This window comes from Paraburkholderia fungorum (assembly GCF_046026025.1).
Taxonomy (GTDB): Bacteria; Pseudomonadota; Gammaproteobacteria; order Burkholderiales; family Burkholderiaceae; genus Paraburkholderia; species Paraburkholderia fungorum_E.
This window is the reverse complement of the sequence record NZ_JAQQFL010000004.1, coordinates 211,027-228,697: the sequence shown is the minus strand read 5'-3', so window position 1 is coordinate 228,697 and position 17,671 is coordinate 211,027. Positions and strand designations below refer to the sequence as shown.

At 61.9% G+C, this 17,671-nt stretch carries 19 protein-coding genes; 14 read left to right on the top strand and 5 right to left on the bottom strand.

The window, feature by feature from the left end; genetic code table 11:
* Positions 1-39 precede the first annotated feature (39 nt).
* Complete coding sequence (locus PQR67_RS07225) at positions 40-966, bottom strand: alpha/beta hydrolase (RefSeq protein WP_408456341.1); 927 nt, start codon at positions 964-966, stop codon at positions 40-42.
* A 250-nt stretch (positions 967-1,216) separates the two neighbouring features.
* Here PQR67_RS07225 and PQR67_RS07220 point away from each other — a divergent pair, with 250 nt between their 5' ends.
* The 6 genes from PQR67_RS07220 to PQR67_RS07195 all read left to right on the top strand — a co-directional run bounded on the left by PQR67_RS07220 (position 1,217) and on the right by PQR67_RS07195 (position 7,592).
* Positions 1,217-2,251: a methionine ABC transporter ATP-binding protein gene (locus PQR67_RS07220; protein ID WP_408456338.1), complete on the top strand. Its 1,035-nt coding sequence runs from the start codon at positions 1,217-1,219 to the stop codon at positions 2,249-2,251.
* Positions 2,241-2,894, top strand: coding sequence for a methionine ABC transporter permease (locus PQR67_RS07215; protein ID WP_408456335.1), 654 nt, complete (start codon positions 2,241-2,243; stop codon positions 2,892-2,894). The genes PQR67_RS07220 and PQR67_RS07215 overlap by 11 nt, the downstream gene beginning before the upstream one ends.
* Positions 2,895-2,927: 33 nt before the next feature.
* Complete coding sequence (locus tag PQR67_RS07210) at positions 2,928-3,728, top strand: MetQ/NlpA family ABC transporter substrate-binding protein (RefSeq protein ID WP_408456333.1); 801 nt, start codon at positions 2,928-2,930, stop codon at positions 3,726-3,728.
* A gap of 261 nt (positions 3,729-3,989) precedes the next feature.
* A complete protein-coding gene (locus tag PQR67_RS07205) occupies positions 3,990-4,739 on the top strand; it encodes an electron transfer flavoprotein subunit beta/FixA family protein (protein WP_408456330.1) in 750 nt (249 codons plus the stop codon).
* Between the two features lie 23 nt (positions 4,740-4,762).
* Positions 4,763-5,698 (top strand): electron transfer flavoprotein subunit alpha/FixB family protein, encoded by a 936-nt coding sequence (locus PQR67_RS07200; protein WP_408456327.1) that lies wholly within the window; start codon positions 4,763-4,765, stop codon positions 5,696-5,698.
* 103 nt (positions 5,699-5,801) lie between these two features.
* Positions 5,802-7,592: an acyl-CoA dehydrogenase gene (locus tag PQR67_RS07195; RefSeq protein ID WP_408456324.1), complete on the top strand. Its 1,791-nt coding sequence runs from the start codon at positions 5,802-5,804 to the stop codon at positions 7,590-7,592.
* A gap of 159 nt (positions 7,593-7,751) precedes the next feature.
* Here PQR67_RS07195 and PQR67_RS07190 read toward each other — a convergent pair whose 3' ends face one another.
* Positions 7,752-9,038 (bottom strand): D-amino acid dehydrogenase, encoded by a 1,287-nt coding sequence (locus PQR67_RS07190; RefSeq protein ID WP_408456321.1) that lies wholly within the window; start codon positions 9,036-9,038, stop codon positions 7,752-7,754.
* 169 nt (positions 9,039-9,207) lie between these two features.
* Between PQR67_RS07190 and PQR67_RS07185 the strand changes: the two genes are divergently transcribed.
* Positions 9,208-9,696 carry an Lrp/AsnC ligand binding domain-containing protein gene (locus PQR67_RS07185; RefSeq protein ID WP_007180908.1) on the top strand — a complete coding sequence of 163 codons (489 nt, stop codon included), beginning with the start codon at positions 9,208-9,210 and terminating at the stop codon, positions 9,694-9,696.
* 99 nt (positions 9,697-9,795) lie between these two features.
* Entirely contained in the window at positions 9,796-10,944 is a 1,149-nt protein-coding gene (locus tag PQR67_RS07180) for a PA0069 family radical SAM protein (protein ID WP_408456318.1), read from the top strand.
* Between the two features lie 16 nt (positions 10,945-10,960).
* Here the strand turns inward: PQR67_RS07180 and PQR67_RS07175 are convergent, their stop codons facing one another.
* A complete protein-coding gene (locus PQR67_RS07175; RefSeq protein WP_408456315.1) occupies positions 10,961-11,428 on the bottom strand; it encodes an NINE protein in 468 nt (155 codons plus the stop codon).
* A 119-nt stretch (positions 11,429-11,547) separates the two neighbouring features.
* A complete protein-coding gene (locus PQR67_RS07170) occupies positions 11,548-12,750 on the bottom strand; it encodes a PQQ-dependent sugar dehydrogenase (protein ID WP_408456313.1) in 1,203 nt (400 codons plus the stop codon).
* Between the two features lie 172 nt (positions 12,751-12,922).
* Between PQR67_RS07170 and rpsP the strand changes: the two genes are divergently transcribed.
* The 6 genes from rpsP (at position 12,923) to PQR67_RS07140 (ending at position 17,238) form a co-directional block, all read left to right on the top strand.
* The gene (gene rpsP / locus PQR67_RS07165; RefSeq protein ID WP_006050280.1) at positions 12,923-13,177 is read left to right on the top strand and encodes a 30S ribosomal protein S16; all 255 of its coding nucleotides are present in this window, start codon (positions 12,923-12,925) and stop codon (positions 13,175-13,177) included.
* Positions 13,178-13,303: 126 nt separating this feature from the next.
* Positions 13,304-14,038, top strand: a complete 735-nt coding sequence (gene rimM / locus PQR67_RS07160; protein ID WP_408456310.1) for a ribosome maturation factor RimM — start codon at positions 13,304-13,306, stop codon at positions 14,036-14,038.
* 24 nt (positions 14,039-14,062) lie between these two features.
* Entirely contained in the window at positions 14,063-14,830 is a 768-nt protein-coding gene (gene trmD, locus PQR67_RS07155; protein ID WP_408456308.1) for a tRNA (guanosine(37)-N1)-methyltransferase TrmD, read from the top strand.
* Positions 14,831-14,985: 155 nt separating this feature from the next.
* Positions 14,986-15,375, top strand: coding sequence for a 50S ribosomal protein L19 (gene rplS / locus PQR67_RS07150; protein ID WP_012433948.1), 390 nt, complete (start codon positions 14,986-14,988; stop codon positions 15,373-15,375).
* Between the two features lie 93 nt (positions 15,376-15,468).
* A complete protein-coding gene (locus PQR67_RS07145) occupies positions 15,469-16,185 on the top strand; it encodes a CoA pyrophosphatase (RefSeq protein WP_408456305.1) in 717 nt (238 codons plus the stop codon).
* Positions 16,186-16,299: 114 nt separating this feature from the next.
* Positions 16,300-17,238, top strand: a complete 939-nt coding sequence (locus PQR67_RS07140; protein WP_408456302.1) for a CobD/CbiB family protein — start codon at positions 16,300-16,302, stop codon at positions 17,236-17,238.
* A 107-nt stretch (positions 17,239-17,345) separates the two neighbouring features.
* Here PQR67_RS07140 and PQR67_RS07135 read toward each other — a convergent pair whose 3' ends face one another.
* A complete protein-coding gene (locus tag PQR67_RS07135) occupies positions 17,346-17,666 on the bottom strand; it encodes a putative signal transducing protein (RefSeq protein WP_408456299.1) in 321 nt (106 codons plus the stop codon).
* Positions 17,667-17,671: the final 5 nt, after the last annotated feature.

The following is a 17,671-nucleotide window of genomic DNA, read 5'->3' as shown; positions in this document are numbered from 1 at the left end:
TGCGTGCTTAAGCCCGAACTTCTGCACACCGTGCGGCGCTCAGGTTTTGGGTAGCCTTTTCTCGATCCAGTCGATCAGCGCGCCGATTACCCGATCCCGGTCGAGATCGTTCATCGTTTCGTGATAGCTGTCTTCGAACATCGTGAGCGTTTTGTCGGGCGAACCCGCATGCGCGCCAAAATCGCGGCTGCCTTCGGGTTCGGTGAGCTTGTCGGCGGTACCGTGATACACCAGCAGCGGCACGCGTAGTCCAGCACGGCCGCGTTCGATGCGCGTCATCGCCAGCAACAACTCCGCGCCGGTACGGGCGGGAATCGCGCCGTGATGAACCAGCGGATCGTTGCGATTGGCGTTCACCACGGGCTGAAGCCGCGACAGCAAAGCCGCGTCGATTTTCATCGCCGGGAAAGTCGGCCAGATGCGGCTGATCACCTGGCTCACCTTCAGCATCCAGCGCGGCACGTCGCGGCCCGGCGCGAGCGCGGGGCTCGACAGGATCAGGCCGTTCAGCCGACGCCCGCTTGCCTCGAGCCGTTCGAGCGCGTATAGCGCCGCGACTGCGCCGCCCATGCTGTGGCCCATCAGGAACAGCGGGGCACGACTCGTTGCTGCTTCATCGAGCAAGGCTTGAGCGTCGAGCAAATAGTCGTCGAAGCGATTCACCCACACGCGTTTGCCTGGCGCATGTCCATGTCCGCGCAAATCGATGGCGACGAGTTCAAGGCCGGCCGGGTTCAGTCGATCCGCCAGCGCGGCGTAGCGCCCCGCATGCTCCGCGAGCCCGTGCATCAGCGCGACTGTGCCGCGCAATGGCGTCGTGGCGGGCCAGCGATACAACGGCAGTTCGATGCCGTCGCTTGTCGTGACGGTCGAGCGCAGCGCGGCGCCGCCTTTCGGAGCGTCCGCAGGAGCGTCCGAAAAAGCGGCCGCTGCGGGCTGCGCATTGCCGGGTCGAGTTGTGTCCATGGCTGCCTTTTGTCCTGAACGTGTCCTGATTTCGATTGGCCCGATCATAGTCGCAGCGGCGGCGCGCACGCGAGCATCTCGCGCCTGGCATGCCTCTAATGCTTTGTGGTTATGAAAAGATCGTAATTGATTATTAAAGGGAATGACGGCGCTGCGGTAGAATCGCGGGCTCAAATCCCAATAAAAGCAACGGCGGCCGCTTGTCGGGAGCGCACAACGCTCGTTGGCAGCCTCCGCCGTTTTGTTTTCCATGATCGAAATACGCAATATTTCCCAGCGGTTCGCCGGGCCCCGGGGCTGGGTCGAGGCGCTGCACAACGTCAATCTGTCGATTCCGGCGGGTGAGGTGTTCGGCATCATTGGCCGCAGCGGCGCGGGCAAGAGTACGCTCGTGCGCACCCTCAACCTGCTGACGCGCCCGAGCGAAGGCAATATCGTCGTCAACGGCCGCGATCTGACGACGCTGCCCGCCGCGCAATTGCGTGAGGCGCGGCGCGAGATCGGCATGATTTTCCAGCACTTCAACCTGCTGTCGTCGCGCACCGTGTACGGCAACGTGGCGTTGCCGCTCGAACTCGCCGGCATGAAGCGCGATGAGATCGAGGCGAACGTGTTGCCGCTGCTCGAACTGGTCGGCCTGTCGGCGCAGAAGGATCGTTATCCGGCGCAGATCAGCGGCGGGCAGAAACAGCGCGTCGGCATCGCGCGTGCGCTGGCGAGCAAGCCGAAGGTGCTGCTCTCCGACGAAGCGACCTCGGCGCTCGACCCCGAAACCACGCGCGCGATCCTCGATCTGCTCAAGCGCATCAATCGCGAACTGAACCTGACGATCGTGCTGATCACGCACCAGATGGACGTGATCAAGCAGGTCTGCGACCGCGTCGCGGTGCTGGATGCGGGCCGTGTCGTCGAAGAAGGCAAGGTCATCGACGTGTTCCTGCAACCGCATCATGAAGTGACGCGCGCGCTGATCGGCGACGTGATCGCGCAAGAGCTGCCGCCCGCGATGAAAGCGCGCGTGGCAGAGCGCCTCAAGACCGGCAGCGGCCATTTGCTGCGTCTGGCGTTCACCGGCTCGGGCGTCGATCAGCCGATTCTGTCGGAAACGATTCGCCGCTACGAACTCGACTTCAACATCCTGCACGGCCAGATCGACGAGATCCAGGGGCAGGCGTTCGGCTCGCTCGCGGTGCTCGCGGGCGGCGAACCGGCGAAGGTGGCGCAGGCGCTCACGTATCTGCGCGAACAGGGTGTGGTGGTGGAGGAGCTGTCGTATGTTGAGTGAAATGTTCGATATGTTCGTCCAGTCGTTCTGGGAAACGCTCGTGATGGTGGGCATCTCCGGACTGGTCGGCGCGGCGGTCGGCCTGCCGCTCGGCGTGCTGCTGTACCTGACGGACCGTCAGGGTGTGTTGCAGAACATCGCGGTGAATCGGGTGATGGGCGTGATCGTCAACGCGGTGCGCTCCACGCCGTTCATCATCTTGCTGGTCGCGGTGATTCCGTTCACGCGCCTCGTGGTGGGTTCGTCGATTGGCACGGCTGCGGCCGTGGTGCCGCTGACGATCGCCGCGGCGCCGTTTGTCGCGCGTCTGGTCGAGACGGCTTTGCGCGAAGTCGATCGCGGTCTGATCGAAGCGGCGCAGGCAATGGGCGCGACCACCAGCCAGATCGTCTTCAAGGTGTTGTTGCCGGAGTCGCTGCCAGGCGTGGTCGCGGGCTTGACGATTACTTTCGTGTCGCTGGTCGGCTATTCGGCGATGGCCGGCGCGATCGGCGGCGGCGGGCTCGGCGATCTGGGCATTCGTTACGGGTATCAGCGTTTCTTGCCGGAAGTGATGGTGACGGTCGTGGTGATTCTGATCGTCTTCGTGCAACTGGTGCAGTCGTTCGGGGATTGGCTCGTGCGTCGTTTGAGCCATAAATAAACAACAGAATCACCAGATTCGGAAAGGTCCATCATGCAACGTCGTTTCATTCTCAAACTGGCGGCCACGCTCGGCGCCGCATCGCTGTTCGCTGCCGCCACGGTGGCTCACGCCGACGACACGATCAAGGTCGGCGTTACCGGCGGCCCGCACGCGCAGATCATGGAAGTCGTGAAGACGGTCGCGGCAAAGAACGGCCTGAACATCAAGATCGTTGAATTCTCCGACTACGTGCAGCCGAACGCGGCGCTCGCCGGCGGCGACCTCGACGCGAACAGCTACCAGCATGACCCGTACTTGCAGGCTCAGGTGAAGGATCGCGGCTACAAGCTGATCCGCATCGCCGACACGGTCACGTACCCGATGGGCATCTACTCGAAGAAAGTGAAGACGCTGGCTGAATTGCAGCCGGGCGCGAAAATCGCGGTGCCGAACGATCCGACCAATGGCGGCAGGGCGCTCCTGTTGCTGCAAAAACAGGGTCTGCTGAAGCTGCGCGCGGACGCCGGGTTGAAGGCAACGCCGCTCGATATCGTCGACAACCCGAAGAAGCTGAAGATCGTCGAACTCGACGCCGCGCAAATCCCGCGCTCGCTGAACGACGTGGACGCCGCCGCGATCAATACGAACTTTGCGATGGAAGCGGGGCTGAAACCCAAGCAGGACGCGATCGCGATCGAAGACCCGAAGGGTCCGTACGTGAACATCATCGCAATCCGCGAAGCTGACAGGAACAAGCCGTGGGTGGCGAAGCTGGTCGCGGCGTATCATTCGCCGGAAGTGAAGCAGTTCGTCGAGAGCAAGTTCGGCGGCTCGGTGATCACGGCCTGGTGATTTGACGGCCGGTTTTCCGGCTGTTTTCGAACTGTTGGCGCGACAAGACACGGCGGCAATGCAAAATTAGAGTCGTCCGTCTTAACCCGGGGTTGTCGCCCGGGTTTTTTCGAGATTAAAATAGAACGATCGTTCGTTATTGCCGTCACGCCGCTGAGGAGCGATATCCTCCTGCTAGAGCGCCCGCGACACGGCTGCCGCGAAAAGGCAGTCGTTATAATGTTCGTTGGGTTGACGTATTCGTAACTTTGGAGCGTGTGCATGAAAATCCTGGTGCCAGTCAAGAGAGTGGTCGATTACAACGTGAAAGTCCGGGTGAAGTCGGACGGCACGGGCGTCGACATCGCGAACGTGAAGATGTCGATGAATCCGTTCGACGAAATCGCGGTTGAAGAAGCGGTACGTCTGCGCGAAGCGGGCGTGGCGACGGAAGTGATCGCCGTGTCGGCGGGTGTAACGCAGTCGCAGGAAACGCTGCGCACGGCGCTGGCGATCGGCGCGGACCGCGCGATCCTGATCGAGTCGAACGAAGAGTTGCAGCCGCTGGCGGTGGCCAAGCTGCTGAAGGCGCTGGTCGACAAGGAACAGCCTGGGCTGGTGATCCTCGGCAAGCAGGCGATCGACGACGATTCGAACCAGACCGGTCAGATGCTGGCTGCGCTCGCGAATCTGCCGCAAGCCACGTTCGCCTCGAAGGTTGTTGTGGCTGACGGCAAGGCGACCGTGTCGCGCGAAGTGGACGGCGGTGCTGAAACGCTGTCGCTGAGCTTGCCCGCTGTGATCACGACCGATCTGCGCCTGAACGAGCCGCGCTACGTGACGCTGCCGAACATCATGAAGGCGAAGAAAAAGCCGCTGGAAGTCGTCAAGCCGGAAGACCTGGGCGTTGATGTGACGCCGCGCCTGAAGACGCTGAAGGTTGTCGAGCCGCCGAAGCGCTCCGCCGGTGTGAAGGTGCCGGATGTGAAGACGCTGGTCGAGAAGCTGAAGACCGAAGCCAAGGTGCTCTAAGGACAACGCAGGAGACGGACGAAATGACGAATCTGGTAATTGCTGAACACGACGGCGCATCGATCAAGGCCGCGACGCTGAACACGATCGCAGCGGCACAAAAGATCGGTGGCGACATTCATGTGCTGGTCGCAGGTGAAAACGCGCAAGCCGCAGCGGATGCGGCAGCGAAGATTGCAGGCGTGAGCAAGGTGCTGCTGGCCGACGCGCCGCAACTCGCCGCGGGTCTGGCAGAAAACGTCGAAGCGACGGTGCTGAACATCGCGAAGGACTACACCCACATCCTCGCGCCGGCAACGGCCTACGGCAAAAACATCGCGCCGCGTATCGCCGCGAAACTCGACGTTGCGCAGATCAGCGACATTACGGCAGTGGATAGCGCCGACACGTTCGAGCGTCCGATCTATGCCGGTAACGCGATCGCAACGGTGCAATCGGCTGATCCGATCAAGGTCATCACGGTCCGCACGACCGGCTTCGACCCGGTGGCAGCAGAGGGCGGCAGCGCTTCTGTGGAAAAAATCGCAGCAGCAGCCGACACGGGCCTGTCGCAATTCGTGAGCCGCGAAGTGACGAAGCTGGACCGTCCGGAACTGACCTCGGCGAAGATCATAGTCTCGGGTGGCCGCGGTCTGGGCAATGGCGAAAACTACACCAAGGTTCTCGAACCGCTGGCCGACAAGCTGAACGCAGCGCTGGGCGCATCGCGCGCGGCGGTCGACGCGGGCTTCGTGCCGAACGACTATCAGGTCGGCCAGACCGGCAAGATCGTCGCGCCGCAACTGTACGTGGCAGTCGGCATCTCGGGCGCGATCCAGCATCTGGCCGGCATGAAGGACTCGAAGGTGATCGTGGCGATCAACAAGGACCCGGAAGCGCCGATTTTCAGCGTCGCCGATTATGGTCTGGTGGGCGATCTGTTCACGCTCGTGCCGGAACTCGTTAGCGAGCTTGGCTAAGCGCCGCAGCGCCGGTTAAAAGGCGTCTGGCAGCACACGAAAGGGCGCAGGACCTATCAAGTCCGGCGCCCTTTTTTTATCGACAGGCAGGAGGAGAACTGAAATGAGCTATACGGCGCCCATCAAGGACATGCTGTTCGTGATGAAGGATCTGGCCGGTCTCGAAGACATCGCGACGCTGCCGGGTTTCGAAGACGCGAACCTCGACACGGCGCAGGCCGTGCTCGAAGAATCGGCGAAACTGTGCGGCGAAGTGCTGGCGCCGCTGAACGTGGAAGGCGACCGCAGTCCGAGCAGTTGGAAGGACGGCGTGGTTACCGCGTCGCCCGGTTTCAAGGATGCGTTCCGCCAGTTTGGCGAAGGCGGCTGGCAAGGCGTGCAACATCCGGTCGATTACGAAGGCCAGGGTCTGCCCAAGCTGATCGCCACGGCGTGTATCGAGATGCTGAACGCGTCGAACCTGTCGTTCGCGCTGTGCCCGTTGCTCACGGATGGCGCCATCGAGGCGCTGCTCACGGCGGGCAGCGAAGAGCAGAAGCAAACCTACGTGCCCAAGCTGATTTCCGGCGAGTGGACCGGCACGATGAATCTGACCGAGCCGCAAGCCGGCTCCGATCTCGCACTGGTACGCACGCGCGCAGAGCCGCAAGGCGACGGTTCGTTCAAGGTCTTCGGCACCAAGATTTTCATTACGTGGGGCGAGCACGATATGGCGCAGAACATCGCCCATCTCGTACTGGCGCGCACGCCGAATGCACCGGAAGGCGTGAAGGGCATTTCGCTCTTCATCGTGCCGAAGTTTCTGGTCAACGAAGACGGTTCGCTCGGTGAGCGTAACGATGTACATTGCGTGTCGATCGAGCACAAGCTCGGCATCAAGGCGAGCCCGACTGCGGTGCTGCAATTCGGCGATCACGGTGGCGCGATCGGGCATCTGATCGGCGAAGAAAATCGCGGCCTCGAGTACATGTTCATCATGATGAACGCGGCGCGTTTCGCGGTGGGCATGCAAGGTGTTGCCGTGTCGGATCGTGCGTATCAGAAGGCTGTGGCGTATGCGAAGGATCGCGTGCAAAGCCGGCCGGTGGATGGCTCCGCGAAGCAATCGGTGGCGATCATCCAGCACCCGGACGTGCGCCGCATGCTCGCCACGATGCGTGGTCTCACCGAGGCATCACGCGCGTTGGCGTATGTCGCCGCAGCTCACTGCGATATTGCGCATCGTCACCCCGACGAAGCAAAGCGTGCCGAACATCAGGCGATCTACGAATACCTCGTGCCGATCGTGAAGGGCTGGAGCACGGAACTGTCGATCGACGTGACGAGCCTCGGCGTGCAGGTTCATGGCGGCATGGGCTTCATCGAAGAAACCGGCGCCGCGCAGTACTACCGCGACGCGCGCATTCTGCCGATCTACGAAGGGACGACCGCGATCCAGGCCAACGACCTGATCGGCCGCAAGACCTTGCGTGACGGCGGCAAGGTGGCGAAGTCGCTGCTGGCCGGCGTGGCTGAAACGATCGAGGCGCTCGGCGCGCAACAAGGCGCTGCGTTCGAATCGATGAAGACGTATCTGGCGCAGGGGCATCGTTCCCTCGCCGCGGTGGTCGATTTTGTTGTCACGAACACGAAGAGCGATCCGAACGCCGTGTTCGCCGGCAGCGTGCCGTATCTGAAGCTGGCGGGCGTTGTGCTGGGCGGCTGGCAGATGGCGCGTGCGTTGCTCGTGGCGGCTGAAAAGCGCACTGAAGATCCGTCGTTCTACGGCGCGAAGATTGCGACCGCGCAGTTCTACGCTGAGCATGTGCTGCCGCTGGCTTCGGCGTTGGAAGCGTCGATTGTTACCGCGAAGGGTGGGGAGAGTGTGCTGGCGTTGTCGGAAGATCAGTTCTGATGTTGCATTTGTCTCGAGCCAGGTAGTGCAAGCTCGCGCGTAAAAACACAAACGGCGCCCGTTTCGGGGCGCCGTTTGTGTTTGTCAGGCCGGTCTGTCTGTGGCGACGAACCGGCGCAACCGCTCGCGAAGCGTTAAAACGTTAACCCAGACTAATCCTTATGCATAAGCCGGGCGATGTGCGCTGCCGGTCTCGCCGAGATAGCGATGCACCGACAGATCGTCCGCCTTGATGACCGGCTGCTTGCCCGACATCACATCGGCCAGCAGTTGGCCCGAGCCGCACGACATCGTCCAGCCCAGCGTGCCGTGACCGGTGTTCAGGAACAGGTTGGGCACGGGGGTGCGGCCGACGATCGGCGTGCCGTCCGGCGTCATCGGACGCAGGCCAGTCCAGAAGCTGGCCTTCGACGTATCGCCGCCGCCCGGGAACAGATCGTTCACGCAAAGCTCCAGCGTTTCGCGGCGCGCCTGGCGCAACGACTTATCGAAGCCGACGATCTCCGCCATGCCGCCGACGCGAATCCGGTCGTCGAAGCGCGTGATCGCGATCTTGTAGGTTTCGTCGAGCACGGTCGAAACCGGCGCTGACGCCTCGTTGACGATCGGCGCGGTGATCGAGTAACCCTTGAGCGGGTAGACCGGAATCTTCACGAGGCCGGACAGGAATTTCGTCGAGTACGAACCGAGCGCCACAACGAACGAATCCGCGCGCACCAGCTCATCGCCGCATTGCACGCCGGCGATACGGTCGCCCGCCATGGCGAGTGAGTCGATCGGCGTGTTGTAGCGGAACTTGACGCCAAGCTGCTCGGCCAGCGCGGCGAGGCGCGTGGTGAACATCTGGCAGTCGCCGGTTTCGTCGCCCGGCAAGCGCAGACCCCCCGTCAGCTTGTGCGAGACAGCGGCGAGCGCCGGTTCGGCTTGCCCGAGTTCGGCCGGCGACAGCAGTTCATACGGCACGTTGGCTTCCTGCAGCACGGCGATGTCTTTCGCGGCGCCGTCGAACTGCTGTTGCGTGCGGAACACCTGCAGCGTGCCACCGGTGCGCCCTTCGTACTGGATGCCGGTTTCGGCGCGCAGCGCTTGCAAACAATCGCGGCTGTATTCGGCGAGGCGGACCATGCGGCCTTTGTTCACCGCATAACGCGACGACGTGCAGTTCTGCAGCATCTGCCACATCCATTGCAACTGGAATTGCGTGCCGTCGAGACGGATCGCCAGCGGTGCGTGTTTCTGGAACATCCACTTGACGGCTTTCAGCGGCACGCCCGGCGCGGCCCATGGCGACGCGTAGCCCGGCGAGATCTGGCCGGCGTTGGCAAAGCTGGTTTCGAGCGCCGGGCCGGCCTCGCGATCGATCACCGTGACTTCGTGACCGGCACGCGCCAGATAATAAGCACTCGTTACGCCAACGACGCCACTGCCCAAAACGACGACTCGCATAGCTGCTCCAGGATATTCAATAAGAGGTCTGAGGGCGGCTCGCTCGTCGATTCGTTCGAATTCATTCGATTAACGAGGTGTAACGTGGATCGCCCAGTGTTAACCGCTATACTATTAACAGTCAGGTAGGTTTTGTTATTGTATTTTCAGGATTTTCAGCAAAAACACTATGCGTACACAGCGCCAACCGGTCCGGGCTCTCGACAAACTGGATCACAAGATCCTGCGGCTCCTGCAACAGGACGGCCGGATGGCCATGAAAGACCTCGCCGAACAGGTTGGGCTGTCGGTTACGCCGTGCATCGAGCGCGTCAAGCGGATGGAGCGCGACGGCGTGATCACCGGCTATCACGCGCGCGTGAACCCGGCTGAACTGGGTGCCGCGCTGCTGGTGTTCGTGGAGATCACGCTCGATCACAAAAGCGGCAACATGTTCGACCAGTTCCGCCGCGAGGTGCAGAAGATTCCCGAGGTGCTGGAATGCCATCTTGTGTCAGGCGATTTCGACTATCTGATCAAGGCGCGCATTGGCGAAATGGCCGATTATCGGAAATTGCTGGGGGACATCCTGCTGCAGTTGCCCGGCGCGGTGCAGTCCAAGAGCTATGTGGTGATGGAAGAGATCAAGGAAACGCTGACGATTGCGGTTGGCGATTAGCTGACCACGAAGCTGCGTAGCCGGGCTCGACAAACGGCGTAAACACTGTATATTTATACAGGTATTTTGCGCCGTTTCCTGTTTTTGCGTGCTCCAGCCGTGACCGATTCCGACCCCCACTCCCGCCCAGCGAACGAATTCCCCATCGCGCCGCCCACACCTCGCAAGGGGCGCGGCGCGGTAACGAACATGCAAGGCCGTTATGAAGTCGACCAGCGCGAAGGGGTGGACGACGGCTGGCTTTCGTCGTCCGAGGAAGACGGCGAGCCCAAGGTGTTGCGCACGCAGGTTTTCGAAGAGCGGGCCAAGACCATTCTCACGCGCAATGCATCGCCGGATATTCCGTTCAGCGTATCGCTGAACCCGTACCGGGGCTGCGAACATGGCTGTATCTACTGCTTCGCGCGGCCTACCCATAGTTATCTGGGGCTCTCGCCCGGTCTAGACTTCGAAAGCCGCATTTACGCGAAGATCAACGCGCCGGAATTGCTCGAGCGCGAGTTGTCGAAGAAGTCCTATGTGCCCGAGCCAATCGCGCTGGGCGTCATTACCGACGCATGGCAGCCCGCCGAACGCGATTTGCGGCTTACGCGGCGGGTGATCGAAGTGCTCAGCGAGCGGGGGCATCCGTTTGCGGCGATCACCAAATCGTCGCTGATCGAGCGCGATCTCGATCTGCTCGCGCCTATGGCGGCGCGCGGGCAGTTCATGGCGGCGGTCACCATCACCACGCTGGATGCGGATATTGCGCGCACGCTCGAGCCGCGTGCGGCTACGCCGTCGCGTCGGTTGCGCACAATCCGGACGTTGAGCGAGGCGGGCATTCCCGTTGGCGTGAGCATTGCACCGGTGATTCCATTCGTCACCGAGCCGGACATGGAGCGCGTGATGGAAGCCTGCGCCGAAGCCGGCGCGTGCAATGCGAGCTACATCGTGCTGCGTTTGCCGTGGGAAGTCGCGCCGCTATTCAAGGATTGGCTGGCGGCGCATTTCCCCGATCGTGCTGACCGCGTGATGAGCCGCGTGCACGATATGCGGGGCGGGAAGGACTATGACTCGAACTTCTCTACGCGAATGAAGGGAGAAGGGCTATGGGCGGACTTGCTGAAGCAACGCTTCCATCAGGCCGCGCGCCGGCTCGGGTTAAACCGGCGCGATCGCGGCATTCTGGATATGTCGCACTTTCTCCGGGCCGAGTTGGTGCGTCCTGAGCCGCCGCGCGAGAATCCCCAACTGAGGCTTTTCTAGCGCGGCGCGCGGCAGGTCATTGCGAGAGCGCCTTGGCGGCCTGGACCTGACCTTCGAAGTATGTCTGGAATGAGATTGCCAGACCCGTCATCAGCAGGAATGCACCGATCAGCAGCGAAAAGATCACGATGAATATAACGGTCCAGCCAGAGTGGCTCTTGCGCTGGGTTTGCGGGTTGAACTGGGCATCCCATTTTTCGTCCGGACGCAGGCCATAGACGATCGCTGCCAGGAAAGCAGAGAGCAGCGAAACGGCGCCGAAAAACGCCAGCACCCAACCGAGCATCGAGGCTCGCTCGCTTGCCACCACCAGCATGGCGCCCGGAATCCCGATTAGCGTGCCGAGCAGATGAGCCCAGCCGTAAATGTCGCGCATGCCATACAGATAGAAGCGGTGAGCGCCGAGGCTGCCGAAGAAGAATGCCAGCGCAGCGGTAATCGTCTTGGATCTGAAATGCGAGGAAGTCGAAGCAAGGGTGGACATGTAGGCGAGGGCAGAGTGACTGGCGGGCGAAAGGAGCGGCGCGCCGGTGGCGCGGACCGACGGGCATTCTACGCCACGCCGTGTGGTGGCGCTCACCTGACAGGCGAGCGCGGCTGCGGTTAAGGCGCCGAGTAGGTCACGCGGTAGACCGCGCCGGCGTAGTCGTCGCTGATCAGGAGTGAACCGTCAGGCATCGGTTGCACGTCAACCGGGCGGCCCCAAACCGTTTCGCCCGGTTGGAGCCAGCCTTCGGCAAAGACTTCTTGGCGCGCGTTGCTACCGTCAGGGTTGGTGATCACCCGCATGACGCGGTAGCCGACCTTTTTGCTGCGATTCCACGAGCCGTGTTCGGCGATAAATATACTGTCCCGATAGGCGGCTGGAAACATCGTGCCGGTGTAAAAGCGCATGCCGAGAGAGGCGACGTGCGCGCCGAGTTTGACAACCGGCGGCGTGAAGGCGCTGCACGGGTGGTCCTTGCCGAATTCGGGATCGGGCGTGTCGCCGCCATGGCAGTACGGAAAACCGAAGTCCATGCCCACGCGCGGCGCGCGGTTGAGCTTGTCGTCCGGTACGTCGTCGCCCATCAGGTCGCGGCCGTTGTCGGTGAACCACAGTTCGTGCGTCACCGGGTGCCACGCGAAGCCGACCGTGTTGCGAACGCCGCGCGCCACCACTTCATAGTGACCGCCATCCGGGTCCATGCGGCCAATCAGTCCGAAGCGGTCGCGATCTTTCAGGCAGACGTTGCAGGGCGCGCCTTGTGGCACGTACAGCTTGCCATCTGGCCCGAAAGCGATGAATTTCCATCCATGATGCGTTTCGGCCGGCAGGGTGTCGGTGACGATAGCCGGCTTGGGCGGGTCGTTCAGATGGCCGTCGATCGCGTCGAAGCGTAGAATTTTCGACACTGCGGACACATACAGCGCGCCATCCCGCCATGCCACGCCTGCCGGGGTTTCCAGTCCGGAGGCAATCACGTGACGCGCTGTCACGCGACCATTGCGCAATTCAAGCGCGTAGACGTGGCCGTCAAGGCTGCCTATATAAAGAATGCCTTTCGGCGAGAGCGCCATGCCCCGCGCGCTGGGTACCGCGTCCGACAGGACTTCGATATGGAAGCCCGGCGGCAGTTTGATGCGCTCGACCGGCAGCGCGGCCAGTGCCGGCAGGGCAGTTGCCGCGAGCAACAAGCTTATGCCAGTTTGCAGTGCCCGAGCGCGGGCGGCGCTCGACACGCCGACAAGCAGCAAAAAATCGCCGATTCGTCGAAAAATGGTGCGTGTGGCGAAAAAAAACGCAGGCGGCAGCAGGTGTTTCATGGGCGCTCCGTCAGGTAATTCGGGCGTTTCGGCGCGGTCCGGGCCACCCGCCTGTACGACCGGCGCAACCCGGTGGCTCAGTTTATCCCCGTAAGTGTTTGTTATGGCGTCGGTTTCCCGCTATAATCGCGTGTTTCAGTCGTTCCGCACCCCGGTTTTCAAGGATTCTAATATGGTCATCATCCGCTTGGCTCGTGGCGGCTCCAAGAAGCGCCCGTTCTACAACATCGTCGCAACCGATTCGCGTAACCGTCGTGACGGCCGCTTCATCGAACGCGTTGGCTTCTACAACCCGGTCGCTACGAAGGGTGAGTCGCTGCGTATCGCTCAAGACCGCCTGACGTACTGGCAAGGCGTTGGCGCACAACTGTCGCCGACCGTCGAGCGTCTCGTGAAAGAAGCGCAAAAGGCGCAGCCGGCTGCTTAATGCTGGCGAAGGTAGCTGGCATGCGTATCGTCGTCGGTTCGGCCGGCGGCTCGCGCAGCTTGCGTGAGCAGTTCGATGCGCGAGTTTTGCTGAAGCAGACGTCGAAGTCGGCAGTGAGGTTCTCTTATGTCTGAGCGTGATTCCGGCGGTTCAGGTCGCGTCAAGGCAAAAGCTGCAGCCCCGCGCGCGAAGACGTCTGGTCAGGCGCCGTTCGGTGCATTCGTCCGCAAGCCGGTCGAACGGGCCGAAGGCACGGCGAAAGCCGAAGTTGCAAGCGCCGGTTCCAGCGCAGCAGAAATGCGAGCGGAAACGGTGGAAAGCTGGCCGGCCGATGCGGTCGAGGTCGGTGCAATCGTCGACGCTTACGGCCTCAAAGGCTGGGTCAAGGTAGCCGCTCATGCGGATGCCGGGCATGGCGGCGACGCATTGTTAAGCGCGAAGCGCTGGTGGCTGATGAAAGGCCACGAGCGCAAGTCGGCGCCGTCATTGCAGGCAAAAACGCATAGCGACAGCATCGTTGCCCATCTGGGTGGCGTATCTGACCGCGATACGGCATTGGCGCTGCGCGGCACGCGCGTTTATATCAGCCGCGCCGAATTTCCGGCCCTCGGGGCCGACGAATTCTACTGGGTCGACCTGCTCGGCCTGGACGTGGTGAACGTTGCCGGGGTCCACCTCGGCAAGGTTGCAGACATGATCGACAACGGTGCGCACTCGGTGTTGCGCATCGAATATCCGGATACCGACAAAAGCGGTAAGCCGGTCACCGGCGAGCGTTTGATCCCGTTCGTCGGCGTCTTTGTCAAAACGGTGGATCAGGCGGCGAAGCAGATCATCGTCGACTGGGAAGCCGATTACTAAATAATTCGCTGACTGGAGAGAGCGATGCAGTTCGATGTCGTAACGCTCTTTCCTGACATGTTTCGTGCACTGACCGACTGGGGTATCACCAGCCGGGCGGCAAAGCAGGAGCGCTACGGGTTACGTACGTGGAATCCACGCGATTTCACTACAGATAACTACCGCACAATCGACGATCGCCCCTATGGCGGCGGCCCCGGCATGGTCATGCTGGCCAAGCCTCTGGAAGAAGCGATCGGCGCGGCGAAAGCGGCGCAGGCGGAGCAGGGTATCGGCGCACCGCGTGTCGTGATGATGTCGCCGCAAGGCGCCACGCTCAATCACGATCGTGTCATGCAGTTCGCGGCCGAGCCCGGTCTGATCCTGTTGTGCGGGCGCTATGAAGCGATCGATCAGCGCTTGCTCGACCGTGTTGTGGACGAAGAAGTCAGTCTCGGCGACTTCGTGCTGTCTGGCGGCGAATTGCCTGCCATGGCCTTGATGGATGCTGTGGTGCGCCAGTTGCCCGGCGTGCTGAACGACTCTCAATCGGCGGTGCAGGACAGTTTTGTCGACGTGCTGCTGGATTGTCCGCATTACACGCGTCCGGAGGAGTACGACGGCGTGCGTGTGCCCGATGTGCTGCTCGGCGGCCATCATGCGGAAATCGAAGTGTGGCGCCGGCGTGAGGCCTTGCGCAATACGTTGAACAAGCGGCCCGATCTGATCGTGAAGGCCAGAAAGAACAAGATGTTGAGCCGTGCCGACGAGGCATGGCTTACGAGTCTGGCGAAGGAAGCGTCGAAGGCGTAAAGCCTTGGTCTTTCGAGCGGACATAGGCGGTGCCGCACATGCGTGTACGGCGCCAGATGTGAACCCATCCTCTATCGGGGCCGTAGCCAGGCGCAACAGGTAAAACTAGCGCGCGGCAGGTACGAACGCCGACAAGATGGACTTAGGAGTCAGTGATGAATCTGATTGCAATACTCGAGCAGGAAGAAATCGGCCGCGCCCTCGGCGAGAAGACCATCCCCGAATTCGCCCCCGGCGATACGGTGATCGTCAGCGTGAACGTGGTTGAAGGTACGCGTAAGCGTGTTCAGGCTTACGAAGGCGTCGTGATCGCCAAGCGTAACCGTGGTCTGAATTCGTCGTTCATCGTCCGCAAGATTTCGTCGGGCGAAGGCGTCGAGCGTACGTTCCAGACGTACTCGCCGCTGCTGGCAAGCATCGTCGTGAAGCGTCGTGGCGATGTGCGTCGTGCGAAGCTGTACTACCTGCGCGACCGTTCGGGCAAGTCGGCTCGGATCAAGGAAAAGCTGGTCGCGAAGAAAGACCGCGCTGCTCCGGAAGCGTAAAAGCTGTAAGAAAAAGCACCCCTCGCGGGTGCTTTTTTGTTTGCCAGGTCAAAATAGCGGAATGTCCCCTATCCGCTCATTCCGAGAAACCCGTTGATCCGCCCCGTCTTTGAGCCTGAAACTCTACCTGTCGAAGCGACGGGCGCCGATCTGCCGCCGGTGGTTGCCGCGCGCCTGACGCCCGATGGCCTGCGTGCGCGTTTCGAGCAGCGTCTGAGTTGGACGCCCGAGCCGATCATCGAAGCACCCTGGCGCGATCAGCACGTCGATCCGCGCGTTGCCGCCGTACTGGTGCCGCTGGTCGTGCGCGACAACGGCCTCACCGTGCTCTTGACCCAACGTGCCGACCATCTGAACGACCACGCCGGCCAGGTGAGCTTTCCCGGCGGCCGCCATGAGCCGTTCGACGCGGACGCGACCGCCACGGCATTGCGCGAAGCGCAGGAAGAAGTCGGCCTCGATCCGTCGCGCGTTGAAATTCTCGGTGCCTTGCCCGACTATCTGACGGGCACAGGGTTTCGTGTGACGCCCGTGATCGGTCTCGTGCATCCGCCATTCGCGTTGAAAGTAGACGCACTCGAAGTAGCCGATGTCTTCGAAGTGCCGCTTGCTTTTCTGATGAACCCCGCGCATCACGAAACGCGCGTGTTTCGTTACGAAGGCGGCGAGCGTCGCTTCTTCACCATGCCCTATCCGCGGGCCGCGTCGGTGGAAGCTGAGGATCGCGAGAGCCAGACGGGCGGCCATTATTTCATCTGGGGCGCGACAGCGGCGATGCTGCGTAACTTCTATCGCTTTCTCGCGGCGTAAGCCGCGGCGACCTGTGCAGTTGTTAAGTGTTTGTCAACGTCTGCGCTCAGTCGCATCCGACCCTGTGCTATCGTTATAAAACAATCGTAAAACTCGAAAAGCACGGCGCATCGCATGACTTTTTTCTCCGTATTGCTGGCTCTGATCATTGAACAGGTACGCGCGCTGTCGCCGAACAATCCGGTGTCCGCGCTGCTTCAATACCATGCGGAGTCGGCGGCGCACGGATTCGATGCCGGCAAACCCAAGCACGGCCTGCTCGCGTGGCTCGTGGTGGTGGTGCCGTGGACGCTGGCCGTCGCGCTTGTCTACTACGTGCTTTACCACATTCACTTTGCGCTGGCGTTCCTGTGGAACGTCGCGGTGTTGTACTTCACGCTCGGTTTCCGGCAGTTCAGCCATTACTTCACGGATATCCACCTCGCGTTGAACAACGACGATGTGCCGCGCGCGCGCGAAATCCTGAATGAATGGACCGGGCTCGACACCGTCGACATGCCCGTCAGCGAGATCGTGCGTCATACGCTGATTCACGCGGTGGTCGCCTCGCATCGGCACGTGTTTGGCGTGTTCTTCTGGTTCCTGATTCCGGTTGGGCCGGCGGGCGCGGTGCTGTATCGGATCGCCGAATATCTGGCACGTGCATGGGCTCGGCCGGTCGACGATCGCACGGTTGCGTTTTCGAGTTTCGCGCAGCGCGCCTTTTTCGTGATCGACTGGGTGCCGGCGCGGCTCACGTCGCTGGGCTTTGCGATTGTCGGCAATTTCGAGGACGCGATTTATGCGTGGCGCAACCACGCGCGTCAATGGCCGGATGCGAACGACGGCGTGTTGCTGGCCTCGGGCAGTGGGGCGCTCGGCGCACGCCTGAGTGGGCCGCTCGCCGAGCAGTCGAGCCTTGACGCGCTCGCCACCGGCGACGGTGGTCCGATGCAGGTCGGCGACGACTGCACACCGCGTACGCTGCAATCGGCAGTGGGGCTCGTTTGGCGCGCGGTGGTGCTATGGATGATCTTGCTGCTGATGCTGACGATCGCGGTGTGGCTGGCGTGAGCCAGTGCGCGGCTAATGGGATGCAGTAGAGAAAGCCGGGTTCGAACCCGGCTTTTTTTTGCTCAGGCCGCAATGACTTTACGACCTGCTACCGGGTTTAAGCCGCTTCACCCATCCAGCGGATTGCGCGCCGTCCCGCACTGCCAGCACACGGTGAACTGCGCTTCGAGCGTCTCCCCACACTGGCGGCATTGCCATGAAGGCGAGCCTGGCGCCGGTCCATGCGAGGCCGCATCGATCAAACGTCGTGCCATCGCTTCGTCGCGCTCGTCGACGAGCCATAGCTCCGGCGCGCATTGATCCGCCGGAATATCACCCAGCGCGCCGTTCAGGTAACGGTTATGCAACTCGCAGGCGATGCCCGCTGTCTCCAGCACGTTCACCCAATGTTGCCCGATGATCAGATTCGGCGCGCGCATCAATTTCATCGTGA